The sequence below is a fragment of the Pontibacillus halophilus JSM 076056 = DSM 19796 genome (assembly GCF_000425205.1).
Classification (GTDB): Bacteria; Bacillota; Bacilli; order Bacillales; family BH030062; genus Pontibacillus_A; species Pontibacillus_A halophilus.
This window is the reverse complement of record NZ_AULI01000002.1, coordinates 268348-288675: the sequence shown is the minus strand read 5'-3', so window position 1 is coordinate 288675 and position 20328 is coordinate 268348. Positions and strand designations below refer to the sequence as shown.

At 43.5% G+C, this 20328-nt stretch carries 25 protein-coding genes; 24 read left to right on the top strand and 1 reads right to left on the bottom strand.

The window, feature by feature from the left end; all coding sequences use genetic code 11:
- Window positions 1-16: 16 nt before the first annotated feature.
- From H513_RS0103905 to fni, 11 genes are all read left to right on the top strand, one after another.
- Window positions 17-991, top strand: coding sequence for a YpdA family putative bacillithiol disulfide reductase (locus H513_RS0103905; RefSeq protein WP_026799540.1), 975 nt, complete (start codon window positions 17-19; stop codon window positions 989-991).
- Between the two features lie 80 nt (window positions 992-1071).
- Window positions 1072-2028 carry an asparaginase gene (locus tag H513_RS0103900; protein ID WP_026799539.1) on the top strand — a complete coding sequence of 319 codons (957 nt, stop codon included), beginning with the start codon at window positions 1072-1074 and terminating at the stop codon, window positions 2026-2028.
- Window positions 2029-2116: 88 nt separating this feature from the next.
- Window positions 2117-2806 carry a glutamic-type intramembrane protease PrsW gene (gene prsW / locus H513_RS0103895; RefSeq protein ID WP_026799538.1) on the top strand — a complete coding sequence of 230 codons (690 nt, stop codon included), beginning with the start codon at window positions 2117-2119 and terminating at the stop codon, window positions 2804-2806.
- Window positions 2807-3101: 295 nt separating this feature from the next.
- Window positions 3102-3941: a spore cortex-lytic enzyme gene (sleB, locus tag H513_RS0103890; protein ID WP_407946616.1), complete on the top strand. Its 840-nt coding sequence runs from the start codon at window positions 3102-3104 to the stop codon at window positions 3939-3941.
- Between the two features lie 11 nt (window positions 3942-3952).
- The gene (gene ypeB / locus H513_RS0103885; RefSeq protein ID WP_026799536.1) at window positions 3953-5296 is read left to right on the top strand and encodes a germination protein YpeB; all 1344 of its coding nucleotides are present in this window, start codon (window positions 3953-3955) and stop codon (window positions 5294-5296) included.
- Window positions 5297-5372: 76 nt separating this feature from the next.
- A complete protein-coding gene (locus H513_RS0103880) occupies window positions 5373-6065 on the top strand; it encodes a flagellar brake domain-containing protein (protein WP_026799535.1) in 693 nt (230 codons plus the stop codon).
- A 49-nt stretch (window positions 6066-6114) separates the two neighbouring features.
- Window positions 6115-6309 (top strand): DUF5359 family protein, encoded by a 195-nt coding sequence (locus H513_RS0103875; protein WP_026799534.1) that lies wholly within the window; start codon window positions 6115-6117, stop codon window positions 6307-6309.
- A gap of 85 nt (window positions 6310-6394) precedes the next feature.
- Window positions 6395-7069 (top strand): (d)CMP kinase, encoded by a 675-nt coding sequence (cmk, locus tag H513_RS0103870; protein ID WP_026799533.1) that lies wholly within the window; start codon window positions 6395-6397, stop codon window positions 7067-7069.
- Between the two features lie 11 nt (window positions 7070-7080).
- Window positions 7081-7662, top strand: coding sequence for a lysophospholipid acyltransferase family protein (locus H513_RS0103865; protein ID WP_026799532.1), 582 nt, complete (start codon window positions 7081-7083; stop codon window positions 7660-7662).
- Window positions 7663-7763: 101 nt separating this feature from the next.
- Complete coding sequence (rpsA, locus tag H513_RS0103860; RefSeq protein ID WP_026799531.1) at window positions 7764-8903, top strand: 30S ribosomal protein S1; 1140 nt, start codon at window positions 7764-7766, stop codon at window positions 8901-8903.
- A 12-nt stretch (window positions 8904-8915) separates the two neighbouring features.
- Window positions 8916-9947 (top strand): type 2 isopentenyl-diphosphate Delta-isomerase, encoded by a 1032-nt coding sequence (gene fni / locus H513_RS0103855; RefSeq protein ID WP_026799530.1) that lies wholly within the window; start codon window positions 8916-8918, stop codon window positions 9945-9947.
- A 44-nt stretch (window positions 9948-9991) separates the two neighbouring features.
- Here fni and H513_RS21135 read toward each other — a convergent pair whose 3' ends face one another.
- Window positions 9992-10129 carry a YpzI family protein gene (locus tag H513_RS21135; RefSeq protein WP_081658165.1) on the bottom strand — a complete coding sequence of 46 codons (138 nt, stop codon included), beginning with the start codon at window positions 10127-10129 and terminating at the stop codon, window positions 9992-9994.
- A gap of 101 nt (window positions 10130-10230) precedes the next feature.
- Between H513_RS21135 and H513_RS0103845 the strand changes: the two genes are divergently transcribed.
- The 13 genes from H513_RS0103845 to H513_RS0103785 all read left to right on the top strand — a co-directional run bounded on the left by H513_RS0103845 (window position 10231) and on the right by H513_RS0103785 (window position 20327).
- Window positions 10231-10833 carry a YphA family membrane protein gene (locus H513_RS0103845; RefSeq protein ID WP_026799529.1) on the top strand — a complete coding sequence of 201 codons (603 nt, stop codon included), beginning with the start codon at window positions 10231-10233 and terminating at the stop codon, window positions 10831-10833.
- Window positions 10830-11723: a YIEGIA family protein gene (locus tag H513_RS0103840; RefSeq protein WP_026799528.1), complete on the top strand. Its 894-nt coding sequence runs from the start codon at window positions 10830-10832 to the stop codon at window positions 11721-11723. Before H513_RS0103845 ends, H513_RS0103840 begins: the two co-directional genes overlap by 4 nt.
- Entirely contained in the window at window positions 11720-11905 is a 186-nt protein-coding gene (locus H513_RS0103835) for a capping complex subunit for YIEGIA (protein WP_026799527.1), read from the top strand. The genes H513_RS0103840 and H513_RS0103835 overlap by 4 nt, the downstream gene beginning before the upstream one ends.
- Window positions 11906-12043: 138 nt before the next feature.
- Window positions 12044-13354, top strand: coding sequence for a ribosome biogenesis GTPase Der (gene der, locus H513_RS0103830; protein WP_026799526.1), 1311 nt, complete (start codon window positions 12044-12046; stop codon window positions 13352-13354).
- A 14-nt stretch (window positions 13355-13368) separates the two neighbouring features.
- The gene (locus H513_RS0103825) at window positions 13369-14409 is read left to right on the top strand and encodes an NAD(P)H-dependent glycerol-3-phosphate dehydrogenase (RefSeq protein ID WP_026799525.1); all 1041 of its coding nucleotides are present in this window, start codon (window positions 13369-13371) and stop codon (window positions 14407-14409) included.
- 65 nt (window positions 14410-14474) lie between these two features.
- Entirely contained in the window at window positions 14475-14735 is a 261-nt protein-coding gene (locus H513_RS0103820; protein WP_026799524.1) for a stage VI sporulation protein F, read from the top strand.
- Window positions 14736-15018: 283 nt separating this feature from the next.
- Window positions 15019-15216 (top strand): DUF2768 domain-containing protein, encoded by a 198-nt coding sequence (locus H513_RS0103815; RefSeq protein WP_026799523.1) that lies wholly within the window; start codon window positions 15019-15021, stop codon window positions 15214-15216.
- 36 nt (window positions 15217-15252) lie between these two features.
- Window positions 15253-15996: a hypothetical protein gene (locus tag H513_RS0103810; protein ID WP_026799522.1), complete on the top strand. Its 744-nt coding sequence runs from the start codon at window positions 15253-15255 to the stop codon at window positions 15994-15996.
- A 172-nt stretch (window positions 15997-16168) separates the two neighbouring features.
- Window positions 16169-17647 carry a stage IV sporulation protein A gene (gene spoIVA, locus H513_RS0103805; RefSeq protein WP_026799521.1) on the top strand — a complete coding sequence of 493 codons (1479 nt, stop codon included), beginning with the start codon at window positions 16169-16171 and terminating at the stop codon, window positions 17645-17647.
- A gap of 384 nt (window positions 17648-18031) precedes the next feature.
- A complete protein-coding gene (locus H513_RS0103800; RefSeq protein ID WP_026799520.1) occupies window positions 18032-18304 on the top strand; it encodes an HU family DNA-binding protein in 273 nt (90 codons plus the stop codon).
- Between the two features lie 134 nt (window positions 18305-18438).
- Window positions 18439-18669, top strand: coding sequence for a trp RNA-binding attenuation protein MtrB (mtrB, locus tag H513_RS0103795; RefSeq protein WP_026799519.1), 231 nt, complete (start codon window positions 18439-18441; stop codon window positions 18667-18669).
- Between the two features lie 129 nt (window positions 18670-18798).
- Window positions 18799-19602 carry a heptaprenyl diphosphate synthase component 1 gene (locus H513_RS20805; protein WP_051239647.1) on the top strand — a complete coding sequence of 268 codons (804 nt, stop codon included), beginning with the start codon at window positions 18799-18801 and terminating at the stop codon, window positions 19600-19602.
- A 2-nt stretch (window positions 19603-19604) separates the two neighbouring features.
- On the top strand, window positions 19605-20327 hold the full coding sequence (locus H513_RS0103785; protein WP_026799518.1) for a demethylmenaquinone methyltransferase: 723 nt from the start codon (window positions 19605-19607) through the stop codon (window positions 20325-20327).
- The last annotated feature ends 1 nt before the right edge of the window (window position 20328 follow it).

Here is a 20328-nt window from a genome sequence, read left to right as displayed (position 1 = left end):
AGAGGAGTGAAGAAGCTTGCAAAAAGAACGAGTGATTATTGTGGGTGCTGGCCCATGTGGGTTGTCTGCAGCCATTGAACTACAGAATAGAGGCATTGAACCTCTGATTATTGAGAAGGGGAATGTGGTGAACGCGATTTATCATTATCCCACTCACCAGATGTTCTTCTCATCCAGTGAGAAATTAGAAATTGGAAATATGCCATTTATTACAGAGCGTAAAAAGCCGGTACGTAATCAAGCTTTAGCCTACTATCGTGCCGTTGCTAGAAGGAAAGATTTGCGCATTAACACATACGAGAGAGTAACGAAAGTCGTAAATGAAGAGGACGGGTTCCTCGTTTGCACCGAGAGGAACAATGGAGAGCAACTCCACTATAAAGCGGATGACCTTGTCGTTGCTACAGGGTACTACGACCAGCCGAATTACATGGGTATACCTGGAGAACAGTTAGACAAAGTTATGCACTATTTCAAGGAGCCTCACCCTTACTTTGATAAGAATGTTGTTATTATTGGTGGAAAGAACTCTGCTGTAGATGCGGCTCTTGAGCTTGTCAAGGCGGATTCGAACGTAACGGTTCTTTATCGCGGATCCGATTACTCAACAAGCGTAAAACCATGGATCTTACCAGAGTTTGAAGCGCTTGTGCGAAAAGAACAGATAGGGATGGAATTTAACGCTACGGTAACTGAAATTACTCATGACCGCGTCTACTTCACTGTAAATGGGGAAGAGAAGAGCGTTGAGAACGATTTCGTATTTGCCATGACGGGCTATCATCCTGATCACTCATTCCTTAAGGAAATGGGGATTTCCATAGAAGATGAGACAGGGAGACCTGAAGTGAACCCGGATACAATGGAGACGAATGTACCTGGGATCTACATTGCAGGAGTGATCGCTGCTGGTTATAACAACAATGAGATCTTCATTGAGAATGGTCGTCATCATGGAGAATGGATTGCACAGCATATTGCTTCCAAATAATTAGGAATGCTCTTTGTCTCAGACAGAGAGCTTTTTTTTGTTATACTTAATGCTTGAGAAGAAAGAAGGGGTGGATACATATGAAGAAGGTTGTCTTACTTACAACAGGGGGGACCATTGCGAGTGCACCTACTAAGGATTCTGGGAAACTTGCTTCTGGTTCTTTAACGGGAGAAGAGTTAACGTCGCTTTGTCAGCTTCCAGATGACATTGAGGTTGTGGTGGATTCGGTCTTTCAAAAGCCGAGTATGCATATTACCTTTCAAGATTTAAAGTCGTTAAAGGAACGGATTGAGAAGCATTTAGAAGATGATTTAGTGGATGGGGTAGTCGTTACTCACGGAACGGATTCGTTAGAAGAAACAGCTTATTTCCTTGACTTAACCGTGCAGGACGAACGACCGGTTGTCGTGACGGGTTCTCAGCGTTCACCAGGTGATATTGGGAGTGATGTGTATATTAATTTGCGTCATGCCATTTATACGGCTTCTGCAGAAGATTTACGAGGTGCAGGAACGGTCGTTGTCTTCAATGAACGCATTTTCGCAGCGAAATATGTGAAGAAAGAGCACGCATCGAACATCCAAGGCTTTAATGCATTCGGATTCGGGTATCTTGGGATCATTGATAATGACGTTGTTCACGTCTACCAAAAGCCGATACGAAGAGAAACCTATGAGATTAAAGCGCCAATCCCAGCTGTAGATATCATTAAGGTCTATTTAGAAGCGGATGGCAAGTTTATTGACGCTTCTGTTGATAGTGGGGTGAAAGGACTGGTTCTTGAAGGCGTTGGTCGCGGTCAAGTCTCTCCGCGTATGATGGAAAGCATTGTACGTGCAATCGAAAGTGGGGTCGTCGTCGTAATCACGACTGCATCCGAGGAGGGGGCTGTCTATCCAACGTATGATTACGAAGGCAGTACGTACGACTTGTTGCAAAAAGGGGTTATCCTTGGCGACGATGATGATAGTAAGAAAGCTAGAATGAAACTTGCTGTTGCTCTTGCCTCAGGTGAAACCGACATTACGTATTAAATATGTCGAAAGAATAGTGGTTTCCTTTCCTATATCTTCATGATACGATAGGAGTAATTGATTTTCGTTAGTGAAAGGGGAATGAGGAGTGTTCTCAATACTCTCTGCCGCAATCGCCCCAGGGTTTGCGCTATTGTCCTTCTTTTATTTAAAGGACCGGTTTGATACAGAGCCAATTGGTATGGTTGTTCGCATGTTTGTCATGGGAGCGCTCCTTGTTTTTCCAATTATGTTTATTCAGTATGCGTTCGAAGTGGAAGGGGTAGCTCAAGATCCAATCCTGAAGTCCTTCTTTCTAGCTGGTGGACTTGAGGAGTTCTTCAAATGGTTTATTTTCCTTTATGTAATCTACAAGAATGCGGTATTTGATGCTCACTACGATGGAATTGTGTATGGGGTATCCATTAGCCTAGGATTCGCAACGGTTGAGAACGTTCTCTATCTGCTTGCGAACGGAATTGACATTGCTTTCCTACGTGCCATCTTCCCTGTGTCGTCACATGCGTTGTTCGGGGTTATTATGGGTTACTACATAGGCAAAGCGAAATTCTTCCGTAAGAAACAGCCGTATCAATTAATCGTAACAGCCTTATTTATCCCAATCTTGTTACACGGGTCTTATGATTACGTATTAACCGCATTAAACCAGTATTGGGCCTATATTCTAACTCCATTCATGGTATGCCTATGGTTCTATGCTTTACGTAAAGTTAAACTTGCTAACCAGGTTCCTAGACCATACCTTGTTCCAACGAATAAAGATCAGAAAGAAGCGTAAATTTCTTAGGGAGATCATGAATATATGCTAAGGGGAGACTATAGTCATAGTCTCCCTTTTATTGTTCCTTTACAAAGTTTGTACCGCGAACTCTTTGTTTCAGTTGCTCGTAAGTGCGTACAATCAGAAGGGGTGATATAGACAAGAGTCTTCGTCATAAGAACGTTCAGTGAGACCACATAGAAGTGGTCTCTTTTTTTATGCATAAACGGCTAACAGATTCAAACAATACAAGAGAATAGGGTTGTATATCCCATTTGCAGGAGGAAGCGAAATGAAATACGTAATCATAGTCATGACCGTTTGTTTATTCGTGTTAATCCCAACACCAATGGAAGAGCGGCAAACCCATGCGTTTAGTGAGCGAACGCTTCAGCACGGGGCTACCGGAGACGACGTTATAGAGCTACAGGCGCGTCTTCAATACATTGGTTTCTACAACGGAAACATCGATGGAGTGTTCGGTTGGAGTACATACTGGGCACTGCGTAACTTCCAATATGAATTTGGGATTGAGATTGATGGACTGTTAGGTGGAGAAACGAAGCAGAAGCTTATAAAGGCAACGCAGTACGATGAATCATTTGTAAAGAATCAAATACGAAGTGGGAAAGACTTTACGTACTATGGTGGGGTCGACCAACAGAAACAAACGGAAGGCGGCGGGCAACAAGGGAAGGCAGATTCGCCTAAGCAAGAACCACAACAGCAGCAAGAACAGCAGAATCAGGGCGGTGGGGATGAATCAGCTGAGACGGCTGTGAACGTTCCAAATGGGTATTCTCAAAACGATATTCAGCTCATGGCTAATGCCGTCTATGGGGAGGCGCGAGGTGAACCATATACAGGCCAAGTTGCAGTGGCTGCCGTAATCTTGAACCGGGTAGAGAGTTCTTCTTTCCCGAATTCAGTTTCAGGCGTCATATTTGAACCACGGGCTTTTACGGCTGTAAGCGATGGGCAAATTTGGCTTACTCCGAATGAACAGGCGAAGGAAGCTGTACTTGATGCTATTAACGGATGGGATCCGTCCGGAAATGCGTTGTACTATTTTAACCCGGTTACAGCGACGTCCGATTGGATTTGGAGCCGCCCGCAAATCAAAGAAATTGGGAAACATATTTTTTGTAAATAGGAGGACTTGATATGCTGCGATGGATCTTAATCGGTGTCCTGGCACTAGGGGTAGTCGGAACTGGTGTATGGGGATACCAAGAGCACCAAGAAAAGAATGCAATCTTGATTCAAGCTGAGAACACGTATCAACGTGCCTTTCATGACCTTACCTATCGGACGGAGTTGCTTCATGACAAGATTGGTACCGTAATGGCCATGAATTCAAGGGAGCAACTCTCTCCGCAGTTAGCAGAAGTATGGAGAATCACTTCAGAGGCTCATACGGACGTTGGACAATTGCCGCTTACGCTCATGCCATTTAATAAGACGCAGGATTTCCTGACAAGTATCGGAGAATTTAGTTATAAGACAGCTGTTCGTGATTTAGATAAGAAACCACTTTCGGCAGATGAGATTGGGCAATTGGAGAAGTTGTATGAGCAATCAGGTGAAATTAAGGACGAACTAAGACAAGTGCAATACATGGTATTAGAAGAGAACTTGCGCTGGATGGACGTGGAACTCGCACTTGCCTCTAAGGATGAAGTATCAGACAACAAGATTATCGATGGGTTTAAAACAGTTGAGAAGAACGTAGAAGGCTATGAAGAAGGGAATCTTGGTCCGACCGCCACAGGCACTTCTCAAGAAGAGCATGGATTCTCCTATTTGACAGGTGAGGACCTATCAGAAGAGCAAGCTATTGAGAAAGCTAAGAATTTGTTCGAGGTCACGAATGAAGAGCGAATTACCATTGCGACGAGCGGTAAGGGGGCAGATGTCCCAACCTACAGTGTCTCCTATGAGAATGGGGAGAAGAGTGGTTATATGGACCTTTCTGTCAAAGGTGGCCACCCGATTAATCTTCTCGTCGAGAGAAAAGTGGAATCGAAAGAGATTAGTCTCTTTGAAGGGCTAGAAAAAGCTGTCGCGTTCCTAGAGAACCAAGACTATCAAGATATGGAACCATTTCAGAGTAATCAATATGGAAATATTGGTGTCTATAGCTTCCTGTATAAGCAAGGTGATGTTCGGATTTATCCAGACTCCGTTCAAGTCAAAGTTGCATTAGATAACGGGGACATGCTAGGGCTATCTGCTCGTGATTTCCTTATGAATCATAAGGAGCGAGAACTTCCTGAACCAAGTTTGGCATCAGATGAGGCGAAGCAGAAAGTGAACAAGGATGTCAACATTCAAGAAGAATACCTTTCCATTATCGAGAATGATGTGAATGAAGAAGTGCTTTGTTACGAGTATATCGGAACAATGGGTGAAAATACCTATCGCATCTTTATCAATGCAGAATCAGGTGCAGAGGAACGAGTGGACAGACTGAAGCAAGCAGAAGCGAAATATGAACAGACAACATAAGGGTGAGAGGAGTAAATTCCTCTTCCCCTTTTTTAGTTTTTTTGACATAATAAAGAAAATGAACGTTACATAGGTCGTGAGTAAAAGGGAGTTGTTGCAGGTGGAAATTGGGTCAACCATGACTTTGGAACTAAAGGCGGATGATGGGGAAATTAAAGAATCGTTCCGCTGCAAACTTGTTGAGAGAGAAGATGAAGCATTTTATATTGATTATCCAATTAGTGAAACGTCAGGGAGAACAGGATTCTTTATGGAGGGTACGCAATTTACCGTTAAATTTCTTGGCCATGACCAAACCATATATATGTTCGACTCAGAAGTACGGGGACGAAAGAAGCTGACCATTCCAGTGCTGATGTTGTCCTTTCCTGGAGAGGAGCATCTGATTCGCATTCAACGAAGGAAATATGTGCGGATTGAGACAGCGGTTGATGTAGCTGTTCATCCACTTGATAAGAAGAAAGACTCGTTCACTTCAATTACCATCGATATAAGTGGAGGGGGATTAGCGCTCATTGCACCAAACGAGCATCAGCTGTCTCCTCAAGATGCGCTTTCATTAAGTCTTGTCTTGCCACTTCTTAATGGTGAGACGAAATATTTAAGGTCAGAAGCGACGATTGTCAGGATTGCACGTGGGAGAGACGCTAGTAATAATCGTCTTTCACTCGAGTTTCATGAGCTTACCGATCATGATCGACAAATCATTATCCGCTTCTGCTTTGAGCGTCAGCTCTCTATGAGAAGGAAATTAAATATGCAAGCGTAAGCATAACTCCAAACGTTTCCGTCAAACCTAACAATAAAAAGGTGAAACGATGAGACGGATTGAAACATGGGCATTTGGGTTAATCATGCTGCATGGAGTGTTGCTGCTTAGTGTACAAGTGTTGTTAACTCATACCGACTTCCTCAAGCAAATGCATCCTGTTACAAAGTACTTTGGAGTGTTCTATGAGGAGCCGAACAAAATTCAAGAAACGATAGACCGGTTAATTTCGTTTGTGTTATGATTTTGAAGAATGAAAGACTCTAGACGGACAAGCAGGGGCACCCTGCTTGTTTCTTTTCGTACAGATTTAGAAAGAGGGGAACAACATGCAAGACACTATTGCCATTGCCATAGATGGCCCCGCTGCAGCAGGTAAAAGCACAGTGGCGAAGATTGTAGCTAAAGAACTATCATACGTATACATTGACACAGGTGCGATGTACAGAGCTTTAACGTTAAAGGCGTTACGGAACGGAGCCCGCTTAAACGTAGAAGAAGACATGCATCAGCTCTTGATGACAACAACTATCGACCTTCAGCAGACCGGTGACGGGCAGCGTGTGCTCCTAGATACTGAGGATGTATCACTTGATGTACGTTCACAAGAAGTCACAACACAAGTTTCATATGTAGCCGTACATGGGAAAGTACGAGAAGAGATGGTCAATCGTCAACGACAGCTAGCAGAAAAGAAAGGCGTTGTTATGGATGGCCGAGACATAGGGACGCACGTCATCCCAGATGCTGAGGTGAAAGTATTCTTGATTGCATCAGTTTCTGAGCGTGCAGAACGTCGTCATAAAGAAAATATGGAGAAGGGCTTCCCTTCCGACATGGAACAATTAAAAGAAGAGATTCGCATGCGTGACAAGATTGATTCAGAGAGAGAAGTATCTCCTTTGGTCAAGGCAGATGATGCCATCGAGGTGGATACAACGTCCTTGACGATTGATGAAGTAGCGAACAGAATCCTATCTATCGTACAGGACCAGTTGAAATAGGAGGCGATTACGTGAGTTTATATACGGTAGCAAAGAACCTTTGTGCCGCCATTTTCTACCCGAGGTATCGAATCAAGGTAGAGGGGAAAGAAAATGTCCCGAAAGGCGGCCCTGTTCTCATTTGCTCTAATCATATATCAAATTACGATCCTATTGTTGTTGGAATTACATGTCCTCGTGACATTTATTTCATGGCAAAGGAAGAGCTCTTCTCAAATAAAATTATTGGCGGATTACTACGTAAGATCCATGCCTTTCCAGTAAAACGAGGAATGGGGGACCGTCAGGCGCTTCGTCGCGGGCTTGATGTGTTGAAAGAGAATCATGCTCTTGGTCTGTTTCCAGAAGGAACGCGTAGTAAGACTGGAGAAGTTGGCAAAGGCCTTGCTGGTGCAGGTTTCTTTGCGACTCGCTCAGATGCACATGTTGTACCTTGTGCGATTATTGGGACTTATAAGGGCAAAGAGCCACTTCGTGTGGTATATGGGAAGCCGATAAATATAAGCGAATTAAAAGAACGAAAAGCATCTGCCCAAGAAGTTTCCGATGCAATTATGGATGAGATTAGAATTCTAAAAGATAATAAAGAGTAGAAATAGATGTTTTGCTTGACAAAACTGTCTAAATATTAGAAGTTAGAACCAAGAACAAATTTTATGGTTGGTAGTGGTGGAACTGTAAGGAGGTCTTTTGAATGGATGAAATGAATCAAGAAATGTCAGAAATGACAAACCTTTCTGTAGGTGAAATCGTCACTGGTAAAGTCGTAAAAGTCGAGGAGAAACAAGTCCTAGTCGACATTGGATATAAAGTCGATGGAATTGTTCCTATAAGCGAGCTTTCCAGTCTTCACGTTGAGAAAGCATCTGATGCGGTCTCTGAAGGCGATGAACTGACATTGAAAGTGAAGAAGCTTGAAGATGATGAAGTCGTTCTATCTAAGCGAGCAGTTGACTCTGAGAAAGCTTGGGAAGACCTAGAAGCAAAATTAGCAAGTGGGGAAGTATTCCAAGCAGAAGTGAAAGACATCGTGAAAGGTGGACTTGTCGTAGATGTAGGTCTACGCGGCTTTATTCCAGCTTCTCTCGTAGAAACTTATTATGTGGAAGACTTCGAACCGTACAAAGGCAAAGAGCTTTCGCTTAAAGTTGTCGAGTTAGACCGCGAGCAAAATCGTGTCATTCTATCTCACAGCGCAGTGGTAGAGGAAGAAGAATCTGTTAAGAAGAAAGAAGTATTGCAATCTCTTGAAGCGGGACAAGTTCTTGAGGGTACAGTACAACGCTTGACGGACTTCGGTGCATTTGTCGATCTTGGTGGTGTAGATGGTCTTGTGCATATTTCTCAACTTGCACATGAGCATGTAGAGAAGCCTCAAGATGTGGTAGAGGAAGGACAAGTGATTAGTGTCAAAGTCCTATCTGTAGACCGTGACAATGAGCGTATCTCTCTATCTCGCAAAGACACATTGCCTGGTCCTTGGGAGGACATTGAATCGAAAGTTGCACAAGGAGATACTGTGGAAGGAACTGTACGTCGTTTAGTGAATTTCGGTGCATTCATTGAAATTTATCCTGGCGTAGAAGGTCTTGTACACATTTCTCAAATTGCAAATCGTCACATTGGCACGCCGGATGAAGTACTGGAAGAGGGACAAACGGTACAGGCGAAAGTGCTTGATGTGAACGAGTCCGAGCGTCGCATTTCACTTAGCATTAAAGAGTTGGAGCAAGATTCAAACCGTCGCGATATCGAACAGTATGAACGCAATGATGAAGGATCTGGATTCCAACTTGGCGATTTTATCGGAGATGAACTAAACAAATTGAAATAATTGGTGATAACATTGAGTCGATCTAGAAGAAAGCTTGAACACATTCGTCACGCAATTACACGAGACGAGATGGCAGTCAATAGTTTCGATGAAGTGGAACTCATACACCAAAGCTTGTCAGATATACATTGGGACGAAGTATCGCTTCGTACCAACCTGGGCGAACTTGAACTAAGTTCGCCCCTTTTTGTCAATGCGATGACAGGCGGCGGTGGTGAGAAGACTGCTTCCATCAATCGTGAATTAGCTAAAGCAGCAAAAGAAACAGGAATTGCCATGGCGGTCGGTTCTCAAATGTCCGCATTAAAGGATCCGCGCGAGCGTATGAGCTATGAGGTTGTTCGACAGGAGAATCCGGATGGCGTCGTATTCGCCAACATTGGAACGGAGGCAACTCCTGACCAAGCGAAGGATGCCGTTGATATGCTCGAGGCGAACGCCTTGCAAATTCATCTAAATGTCCTTCAAGAGCTAATCATGCCAGAAGGTGACCGTGACTTCACGAATCGCTTGCGGAACATAGAAGAGATTGTAAAGCAGTCTGAAGTACCTGTGCTAATTAAGGAAGTTGGCTTTGGCATTTCTATGGAATCTGCAAGACAGTTGAAGAACATCGGAATCTCTTATATTGATGTAGGGGGCAAAGGCGGTACTAACTTCTCGAAAGTGGAGAACAAACGCCGGAAGCAACCTTTCGAATCGTATAACAATTGGGGCATTCCGACTGCAATATCCATCAAAGAAGTGAAGAATGTCTTTCCTGAGAGTCATCTTATGGCATCTGGTGGGATGAGAAATGGACTTGATGGAGTGAAAGCGATGGTTCTAGGAGCTAGAGCCTTTGGGATGGCCGGGCATCTGTTACGCATTCTCATGAAGGATTCGTTGGATGAAGTTGTAGAAGAAATTCAGCACATTCATGATGAGGTTAAAGTAGCAATGACCGTATTAGGTGCGAAAGAGCCTTATATGCTTGAGGGGAAACCTCATATCTTTACAGGCCGTTCCAAAGAATGGCTTGAGCAACGTTCCACATCTTTATAGAAACAATGACCGCTTGGGAATCGATCGATTCCCAAGCGTTTTTTTTATGGACGTTGATCTTTCTTAGCTTTTTCTGGTGTGTCTAAATAGCTATGTCCTTCTCTGTAAGCAGTAGCCGTATCTCGGTCACTCTCGACACGGCGCTCTTTCTTTAATTTAGACTGTTGTCGGTCTTTACCCACTACATCCCCTCCTTTTCTCTTATTTTTTTCGACTGCTGTAATCTTATTCAACGTTTATAAATGAAGGAGTTGTTCATACTGAAAGATGGAGGAGGGGCGAGATGGAAGGGCTATACTATTTTTGGTTTTGTTGGGTGTTTCTAATTTTAGCCTTGTTCTTAATGGATGCCGGACGATTGCGGTTATCGCTTGTGTACTGTTTATTCACTTCTTTAATTGGGGTTCAACTAATTTGGGAGTGGGACGGCATTGTAGTATGTGGTACGATTGTGCCTTTTTTAATTTTGTCGTTTCGCTATTTGGCGGCTCATCCGCTTTGGAAGTCGAGTGCAGTCATTGCGTGGTGCGTAGGGATTGGGTATGCAGGGTTGCAGCTGATTGAGAAAGTTACACCTGTATGGATCATAGTTGACCGGACTTATATTTATAGTTTTCTTGGATTTGTCTTATTGACTTACTTTGTAAGGGGTTTTTATTTGAGGGTGTCAGTTTGGGTGCTGGGTACGACTCTTGGGGAATCCATCTATGCGATCACGATTTGGAGATATGGATGGAGCGAGCCGATTGGGGACTTGGCGTTTATGGATGTGTTGTTGTTCGGAATGATGTGCATGTGGGTCACAAGTGGATTTGTGGCCATCGTGTCCATGCTTGAGCAGCTTGTGTCAGTCAAAACTAGACGTAAAGTGGGGATAAAGCCATGAATGAATACTTATACCCGATTGCATTCGGGTTAATTGTTGGGACATTGTCTCGAATCGTTATGCTGAAAACAGATTACAGGCAGTATCCGTCTTACTTACATGGTAAAGTCATTCATCTGTCACTAGGCTTTATTGCTGCCTCATTGGGCACGATTGCAATTCCTGCTATCCTGGAAGAGAACTATACAGCAGTCACGTTCTTAACCGTGGCGGCATCTCAATTCCGTGAAGTTCGAAACATGGAGCGAAATACACTTACAGAATTAGACGCTTACGAGCTCGTGCCACGTGGAAACACATATATTGAAGGGATTGCAGTTGCATTTGAAGCGAGAAATTACTTGGTCATCTTTACCTCGATGGTAGCTACACTAACCTACATCTTTCTGAATATCTGGATTGCAATTGGGGTTGTGCTCCTTTGTTATCTATTTATGAGGCAATTTATGAGCGGGAAGACACTAGGGGATATTGTTGAAATCGAATATGCAAAACCCCATTTCGAAGGTGCTGGACTATACGTTGGGAACATTTATATTATGAATATCGGATTACCAGACCGTCAAGAAGAGATTCGAGAATATGGGATGGGCTTTATTCTAACCCCTAATAACTTTAATGTACGGTCTACCATTGCGAATCTTGGTCAACGTCAAGCCATTCTACACGATGTATCGGTCTCAATGGGAGTCTTTCGGGATAGCGGAACACCCGCACTTGTCCCATTAATTAAGCGCGACCTAGATGATGGTCGTATTGGTGTGTTCGTATTGCCGCAAGATAAAGATATTGAGATGGCGAAGAAGATTATCGGCTCAGTGCCAGTGCTTGAGAATGCGATTCGCATGCCTAAAGAAGCTTCAACCGTAAAGAGGGGTGACATGGAATGAAGCTAGAGAAGTCAATCCTCGCTGCTGTTACAATGAACAATGAAAATGTAAAGGGCGGAACCCCCATCTTTATGTGTCAGACGAAGGAAGAGATGGATGATGTAGCTGCTAATTTGGAAGCAATCTTAGATGGAATCAGTCATGCACTAAGTGATGAGTTGTATATTATTGTGAAACATTAATTTCGCTGTTGTTTGTTTCGGTCTGTTTTGCTAAAATTAAAAAGTTAAGAGTAAACCCTTCTTACTTGACAAGAAGGGTTTTTCTATCGAAAACGGAAATCATAGTATAAGAAAACGATAAGAAAGGGTGAACCTTTCATGCGAAACTCAGTAGTTGCAGTAGTGGGACGTCCGAACGTTGGGAAGTCTACCATCTTTAATCGGCTCGTTGGTGAGCGTATCTCGATTGTAGAAGATACTCCAGGCGTTACACGAGACCGAATTTATGCTGAAGCAGAATGGTTAACAACAAAATTTAATTTAATTGATACAGGCGGAATCGATCTAGGAGACGAACCGCTATTGACACAAATTCGTGCGCAAGCTGAAATTGCGATTGACGAAGCGGATGTCATTATCTTCATGGTCAACGGCCGTGATGGGATTACGGGTGCAGACGAAGAGGTAGCCAAAATCCTTTATAAATCGAACAAGCCGGTTGTTCTTGGTGTGAACAAAGTAGACAACCCTGAAATGCGTGAAATGATTTATGAATTTTACGCACTTGGATTTGGCGAACCATTCCCTATATCGGGTACTCATGGTTTAGGACTTGGTGATTTGCTTGATGAAGTTGTGGACCACTTCCCTGAGCGCACAAGTGTATTTGATGACGATGATACGATTCACTTTAGCCTCATTGGTCGACCAAACGTCGGCAAATCTTCCCTTGTGAACGCTATTCTAGGCGAAGAGCGTGTCATTGTAAGTGACATTGAAGGTACAACCCGAGACGCAGTTGACACAAACTTCTCAAAGGATGACCGTGACTATGTCATTATCGATACAGCAGGGATGAGAAAACGAGGAAAAGTCTACGAGAACACAGAGAAATATAGTGTTCTACGTGCTTTACGAGCGATTGAACGCTCAGATGTCGTCCTTGTTGTCATTGATGCTGATACAGGCATTATCGAACAAGACAAGAAGATTGCGGGTTATGCCCACGAAGCAGGAAAATCCGTCATAATTGTCGTAAATAAATGGGATACGGTTGAATCTGATGAGAAGGCCATGAAGAATTTCGAGCAGAAGATTCGTGACCACTTCTTATTCCTAGACTATGCTCCAATCGTTTTCCTTTCTGCGAAGACGAAGAAGCGGATGCATAAGTTAATGCCGAAGATTATTGAAGCGAGTGAGAATCACGCTGTGCGAATGCCTACTAACATCTTGAACGAGGTGATTGTGGATGCGCTCGCGATGAATCCTTCACCAACGTTCAAAGGTCAGAAGTTGAAAGTTTACTATGCAACACAAGTCGGGGTTAAGCCACCAACATTCGTTGTGTTCGTAAACGACCCTGAGCTTATGCACTTCTCATTCCAACGTTTCCTTGAAAACCGTCTAAGAGAGGCATTCGGATTTGAAGGGACGCCGATTCGTATATACGCGCGACGTAGATCATAAGGGGAGGTAATATCGTGTCTAAGATTGCTGTACTAGGAGCAGGTAGCTGGGGAACAGCCTTGTCTATGGTGCTCGTTGACAACGGTCATGACGTACGACTGTGGACGCATCGAGAGCAACAAGCCGAGGAAATTAATGGGTCGCATCGAAATGACCGCTATTTGAAAGAGATTGATTTGCCTGCTGAGCTTGTTGCTTATACAGATTTAGAAAGAGCCGTACATGAAGTAGACGCGATTTTAGTCGTTGTCCCGACGAAGGCGATTCGCCAAGTGGCTTCTCAGCTGGCAAAGGTTCTTCATCATGAGGTCACTCTTATTCATGCGACGAAAGGAATCGATCCTGATTCGTTAAAGCGTGTCTCGGAGATGCTCGAGGAGGAGCTCCCGCGCTCTCTGTATCGTGAACTTGTGGTCTTAAGTGGTCCTAGTCATGCTGAAGAGGTAGCGCTTGGCCAACCTACAACTGTCGCGGTTTCATCGAGACAGATTGAAGAAGCAGAAATTGCCCAAGATTTATTTATTAACGAACGATTTCGTGTGTACACGAACCCAGACCTAGTAGGAGTCGAACTAGGTGGGGCCTTAAAGAATATTATTGCACTTGGTGCTGGTATTTCAGATGGCCTTGGCTATGGCGACAATGCGAAGTCGGCGCTTATTACAAGAGGTATCGCTGAGATCTCTCGTCTAGGCGTGTCGATGGGTGCAAGCCCCCTCACATTTGCAGGACTTACGGGTGTAGGGGACTTGATTGTCACCTGTACGAGTCCGCACAGTCGAAATTGGCGGGCTGGGCACTTGCTCGGTAAAGGGTATGCCATGGATGACGTGTTAGAAGAAATGGGTATGGTTGTTGAAGGGGTACGCACGACGAAGGCTGCCTACAGACTAGCAACGGAACAAAACGTAGAATTACCGATTACAATGGGGCTTTATAAAGTTCTATTTGAAGATGCAAATCCAAAAGATGTCGTCGACCAACTTATGACTCGTGGTCGTCGTCATGAAATGGAAGACCTTGAATATGGCCTCGGTGGGCATTTTTCTAGGTAATCATTTCACACCTTTCTTCCCCCCACATATACTATGTTGAAACGTTTTAGTGAGGAGGATGAAGGGTGAGCGGATTTCAAAAGAAGGCGTTCGACCAGTTAAAGAATAAAGCGAACATTTCTCCAGATGAAGTGTTCAAGGTAGCAGATTCGGTGAAAAATGCTGACTTCTCTGATGAGAAGACCGTCCGTGATTTGGTGAAACGGTTATCAAAGATGGCTGGTAAGCCAGTATCGAAGGACAAGGAAGACAAAATTGTCAAAGCTATAACTTCAAGTGGTGGCTCTCTCGACATGGGCCAAATCAACAAAATGTTTAAAAAGTAACGTTAGGCTAGGCATATGAGGATGCGAACGCTCCTTACATCGCATAAGATACATCGCAGCAGAAAACATTCTAGAGTTATGAAATAAGGGTAATATTTAGTCTGGCCGAGGTGAATGGCCCCTTTCACCTCGGTTTTTATTATGCCTATAGAAGTTATAGGGTTGTTTCTTCAACAAATGAGCTCTCCTTCCCTCTCCTATTTCCTTGAAATGCTTACGGAATCTGACGCTGGTATGGTATAATTTTAACGGAATCTTTTGTAAACAAAGGGGAGCATGGGCTATGAGTGAATCGATGTTAAAGATGTACATTTCCTTTGCGGGCATGATTTTTATGTTCGTGGCCATTGGATTGATTATGCTAAGCCGATATAAACTTCGTGGCATCTTTAAGATTGTAACGGGGGCATTGGCCTATATGTTTATGCTGTCAGCAGGTGTCATTATATTCTATGTTGTCATGAGCGGACCGACTTCATAGGTGCATTCTTTAGGAAGAAGGGGACGGGAGAAGAGCATGAATCGAACCATCGTATTGTTATTCATCATTGCAGGAGGATTGCTTGCAGGATGTTTATATCCAGAAGACAGGCTCGCAAAGAATGGAGTGCCGAATGACTTACAATTGAAATCTGTGCAAGATGCAGTTCTTGCTTATCAGGAACAGACTAACGGCCTTCTCCCTATCAAGACAAGGGATATGGAGACGCCGATTTTCCAGAAGTATCCGATTGATTATCGCGCCCTGAAGGAACAAGGCATCTTAGCTGAAGCGCCAGGGAATTCGTTTGAACGGGGTGGACCGTATCAGTATGTGATTACAACACCAGACGAAAATCCAACAGTGAAGGTTCTAGATCTTCGGGTGACAGAAGCGATTCGAGATTTGCAGATTGAACTGATTACATACCGAAATGAGCATCAATATCCCCCGTTTGGGGAACGGGTCCAAGACCAAGTGTTCAAGATTGATTATGAAGAACTAGGGCTTCATCATGAACCGTACGTAAAGAGTCCGTATTCAGACAAGAACTTACCGATTCTTATTACCGGAGATGGTGTGCTTACAGTTGACTATCGTCCAGAGCTGTACGAACTTCTAACACAAGGGGATGAAGAAGTAGAAGAGGGGCAGGACTTACGATACTTGCTCGTGGATGAGTATCCAATTGTTCCAGCGCATTCGACCCCATTCGTCGAGGAAGAGGGGGAACCGGTTTTTGCGCCTTCAAAGCAGGAAGCGATTGAAACTAGTTCTTGAACAGATTATAGCAGCATACACTATCCTTGCTACGACAATGTAGCGGGGATTTTTTTATTCTATTTTATGAGAGAAAAACTAGTCATAATCAGGTAGGACAACGTCATAGACTTGTAGTGTCAAAGGTTCGTAGGTTCGATAGCGAGTCGAAGAAAGGATCGGAGGGGATCTCTTGGAAAGAGTCGATATTTTTAAAGACATCTCGAAACGAACAGATGGAGATATTTACTTAGGCGTTGTCGGAGCCGTACGCACAGGTAAATCGACGTTCATTAAGAAATTTATGGAGCTTGTTGTTCTCCCTAACATACAAGATGAGAATGAGCGCGCGAGAGCACAAGACGAATTGCCGCAAAGTGCAGCCGGCAAAACCATTATGACGACAGAACCGAAATTTGTACCGAATCAAGCTGTCCAGGTTCATGTGGATGAGGGGCTTGATGTGAATTTCCGTGTTGTGGACTGTGTCGGATATACGGTAGAAGGGGCAAAGGGCTACGAAGATGAAAATGGCCCACGGATGATTCATACACCATGGTATGAAGAGCCGATTCCTTTCACTGAAGCGGCTGAAATTGGTACGAGAAAAGTAATTACGGAACACTCTACAATTGGAGTCGTTGTTACAACCGATGGTACAATCGGTGAAATTCCTCGCCATGATTATGTAGAAGCAGAAGAGCGGGTTGTCGAAGAGCTTAAGGAAGTCGGAAAGCCGTTCATTATGATTGTCAACTCCGTGCGCCCCTACCACCAAGATACAGATTTATTGAGAAAGCAGCTCCAGGAGAAGTACGATATACCAGTGCTTGCCCTCAGTGTTGAAAGCATGCGAGAACAAGATGTGTACAGCGTTCTTCGTGAAGCGCTCTATGAGTTTCCAGTGCTTGAGGTGAATGTGAACTTACCTAGCTGGGTGATGGTGTTGAAAGAAGGACATTGGTTGCGTAAGAACTACCAAGAAGCGATACAAGATACGGTTAAAGACATTAAACGACTAAGAGATGTCGACCGAGTTGTGGGGCACTTTGGCGAGTACGATTATATTGAGAAAGCAAACCTTGCCGGTATGGAGTTAGGGGATGGAATTGCTGAGATTGACCTTCATGCCCCGGACTACTTATATGACCAAGTATTGAAAGAAATCGTTGGGGAAGAGATTCGGGGGAAAGATCATCTACTGCAGCTTATGCAAGACTTTGCTCATGCGAAACGGGAATACGATGCAGTTGCAGATGCCCTGCAAATGGTAAAGCAGACTGGATACGGCATAGCGTCTCCTACATTAGAAGATATGGCGCTTGATGAACCGGAAATTATTCGTCAGGGCTCTCGGTTTGGAGTTAGGTTGAAAGCTGTTGCGCCGTCCATTCATATGGTTAAGGTAGACGTTGAATCTGAATTTAGCCCGATTATTGGAACAGAGAAGCAGAGTGAAGAACTTGTTCGATACCTCATGCAAGATTTTGAGGAGGATCCTCTATCCATTTGGAATTCAGATATTTTCGGTCGTTCGCTAAGCTCAATTGTTCGAGAAGGAATTAGCGCGAAATTATCACTAATGCCTGAAAACGCCAGATACAAATTGAAGGAAACGCTTGAGCGGATTATCAATGAGGGCAGCGGTGGATTAATTGCTATCATCCTATAATATAAAGAAGCATAAGCAGTGAATGAGCTTATGCTTCTTTTTTTGTTGCTACAAGGGATAAGTCGAGTTTTTTCACTTATTTGATTTCTCCTCAACTTAATGACATTATGGTGTTATAAAGTAATACGGAGATTTGGTCGATTGAAAGGAAATGTAATCCAATAAATGGAAGTATAACAGGAAAACGTGGCAACAACGCCTTTTTTTACGAGAAAACTTGGCCGTTTTTATTGAATTTCCTACTCTCATCGTTTATGATAAGGCTTGTCATCACGTTTTGTGATGATTTTAGGTATAATTTATCGAGAAATGGTGAACGACTGAATGTAACTACATTTAGCTGTTCAGCTATGAAACTACGTAGCTTCCGAGGAGGTGAAGAGCATGAACAAAACTGATCTTATCAACGCTGTTGCTGAGAAAAGCGACATTTCTAAAAAAGATGCAACGAAAGCGGTAGATGCTGTATTCGAATCCATCACTGATTCTCTTAAAGATGGTGACAAAGTACAACTTATCGGTTTCGGTAACTTCGAAGTACGTGAACGTGCTGCTCGTAAAGGTCGTAACCCACAAACTGGTGAGGAAATCGAAATCACTGCGAGCAAAGTGCCTGCATTTAAACCAGGTAAAGCCCTTAAAGACGCTGTTAAATAAGTTCGTACATAAGGGGACTAGAAAAGGGTGCATTCGCACCCTTTTTTCTTTACCTTCACATGCAACGGTCTATCGTTTGACAGGATGTATGAAGTAAGAGATAGTTAGGAAAGAATAGGACTAGGAGGATCTTTATGTCTAATCAAGATTCTAGCACTGATTTTTTTGTGATTAAGGCGTTAGAAGATGGGGTCAATGTTATCGGTTTGACAAGAGGCACGGACACCCGATTTCACCATACGGAGAAGCTTGACAAAGGTGAGGTCTTGATTGCTCAGTTTACAGAGCATACTTCTGCTGTGAAGGTTCGTGGGAAGGCAGTTGTCCAGACGAGTCACGGTGAAATGAACACTGAGGCAGAGTAAATCTCTGCTTTTTCTTTTGTAGTCCTTTTGCTCAATGTGGGCATAGTAATACATATAAATTAAAGTGCGTGAACACATATGATATAATACGAACAAATAGCCGTGATTCGAAAGGAAAGGCTTAAGGTGATGGCTGTGCAGAACAACGAGTTAACGATAAAGGAATTGAAAGATTCCATACAATATCAATTAAAGCATCCTTACGTAGCCAAATTTATCCCCGAGCCCGTCATTAATGAGGATAAGATTGTGTTCCTTACGTCGATTGTGTCAGGAGTTGACAGACTTTCAGAAGAACAAAAGCGAAAGTATGTCATTGCGACCATGCTTGTGCAAATTGCGTTGGATACGCATGAACTTGTAACAGTGTCCTCAGATGGGGAAAATGAAGAACTTCGTAAAAGTAGGCAATTAACAGTATTAGCTGGAGATTATTACAGTGGCTTGTATTACTATTTGTTATCAAAGATTGGCGATGTATCGATGATTCAAACTCTCGCTACTGCCATTAAGGATATCAACGAATATAAGATGAAGTTGTATAATGACCAGTTGAATATTGGACAAATGGTGGAATATTTACGTGACATTGAGTCGTTGCTCATTCGGAGAGTGGCTGAGTTCTTAGGCAGAACGTCTATATTAAATACAGCCGCCGACTGGCTAGTGGCAACAAGACTTAGAAGCGAGAATGTACACTTTCGGAAACGAGAAGTAGCACCAATCTTAGATCTTATTATGAAGCATCCATCGTATCGGATGACCGGTGGGCAAGCGTTATCAACGATTGAGAAATTTGTCGAGAAGTACATGACATTGGTTGAACATTCTCTTTCAACGTGGCCGTCTCGATTTGCAAACGTGAAAGACTATTTGAATCAACACCTCTATCATTCAATTATGATGAATCATCACGCAGTGGAAGAAGGGTAGTTATGGAACAACACACAAAGTCAGAACGCGTGCACAGCGTATTCGAGAAGATTTATGGTCGCTATGATTTTATGAATTCAGTCATATCCTTTCAACGCCATAAGGCATGGCGTAAAGATGTTATGAAGCGTATGGATGTCAAGCGTGGCGAACACGCACTTGATGTTTGTTGCGGTACAGGAGACTGGACGCTATCACTAGCTGAAGCGGTTGGCTCTAAGGGGAAGGTCATTGGCCTTGATTTCAGTCAGAATATGTTATCAGTTGGGGAAGATAAACGAAAGGCACAATCTAAGGACCATGTCTCGTTTGTACACGGGGATGCCATGAATCTTCCTTTCGAAGACAATTCGTTCGATTATGTAACGATTGGTTTTGGTCTTCGTAACGTACCTGATTATTTAACTGTACTGAAAGAAATGCATCGTGTCGTGAAGCCTGGAGGCAAAGTGGTGTGTCTTGAGACGTCCCAACCTACAGCTCCTGGTTATCGCCAAATGTACTACTTCTACTTCCGTTATGTCATGCCTGCGTTTGGACGAATGTTCGCTAAGAGTAAGGAAGAGTATCAGTGGCTTCATGAATCCGCAAAGGATTTTCCTGGTCAAGCTGAATTGAAAGAATTATTTGAGCAGGCTGGGTTAACTTCTGTACACGTGCAGCCTTATACGGGCGGAGTAGCAGCCATGCATATGGGAGAGAAACCGTCAGAAACGAAAGTCTAAC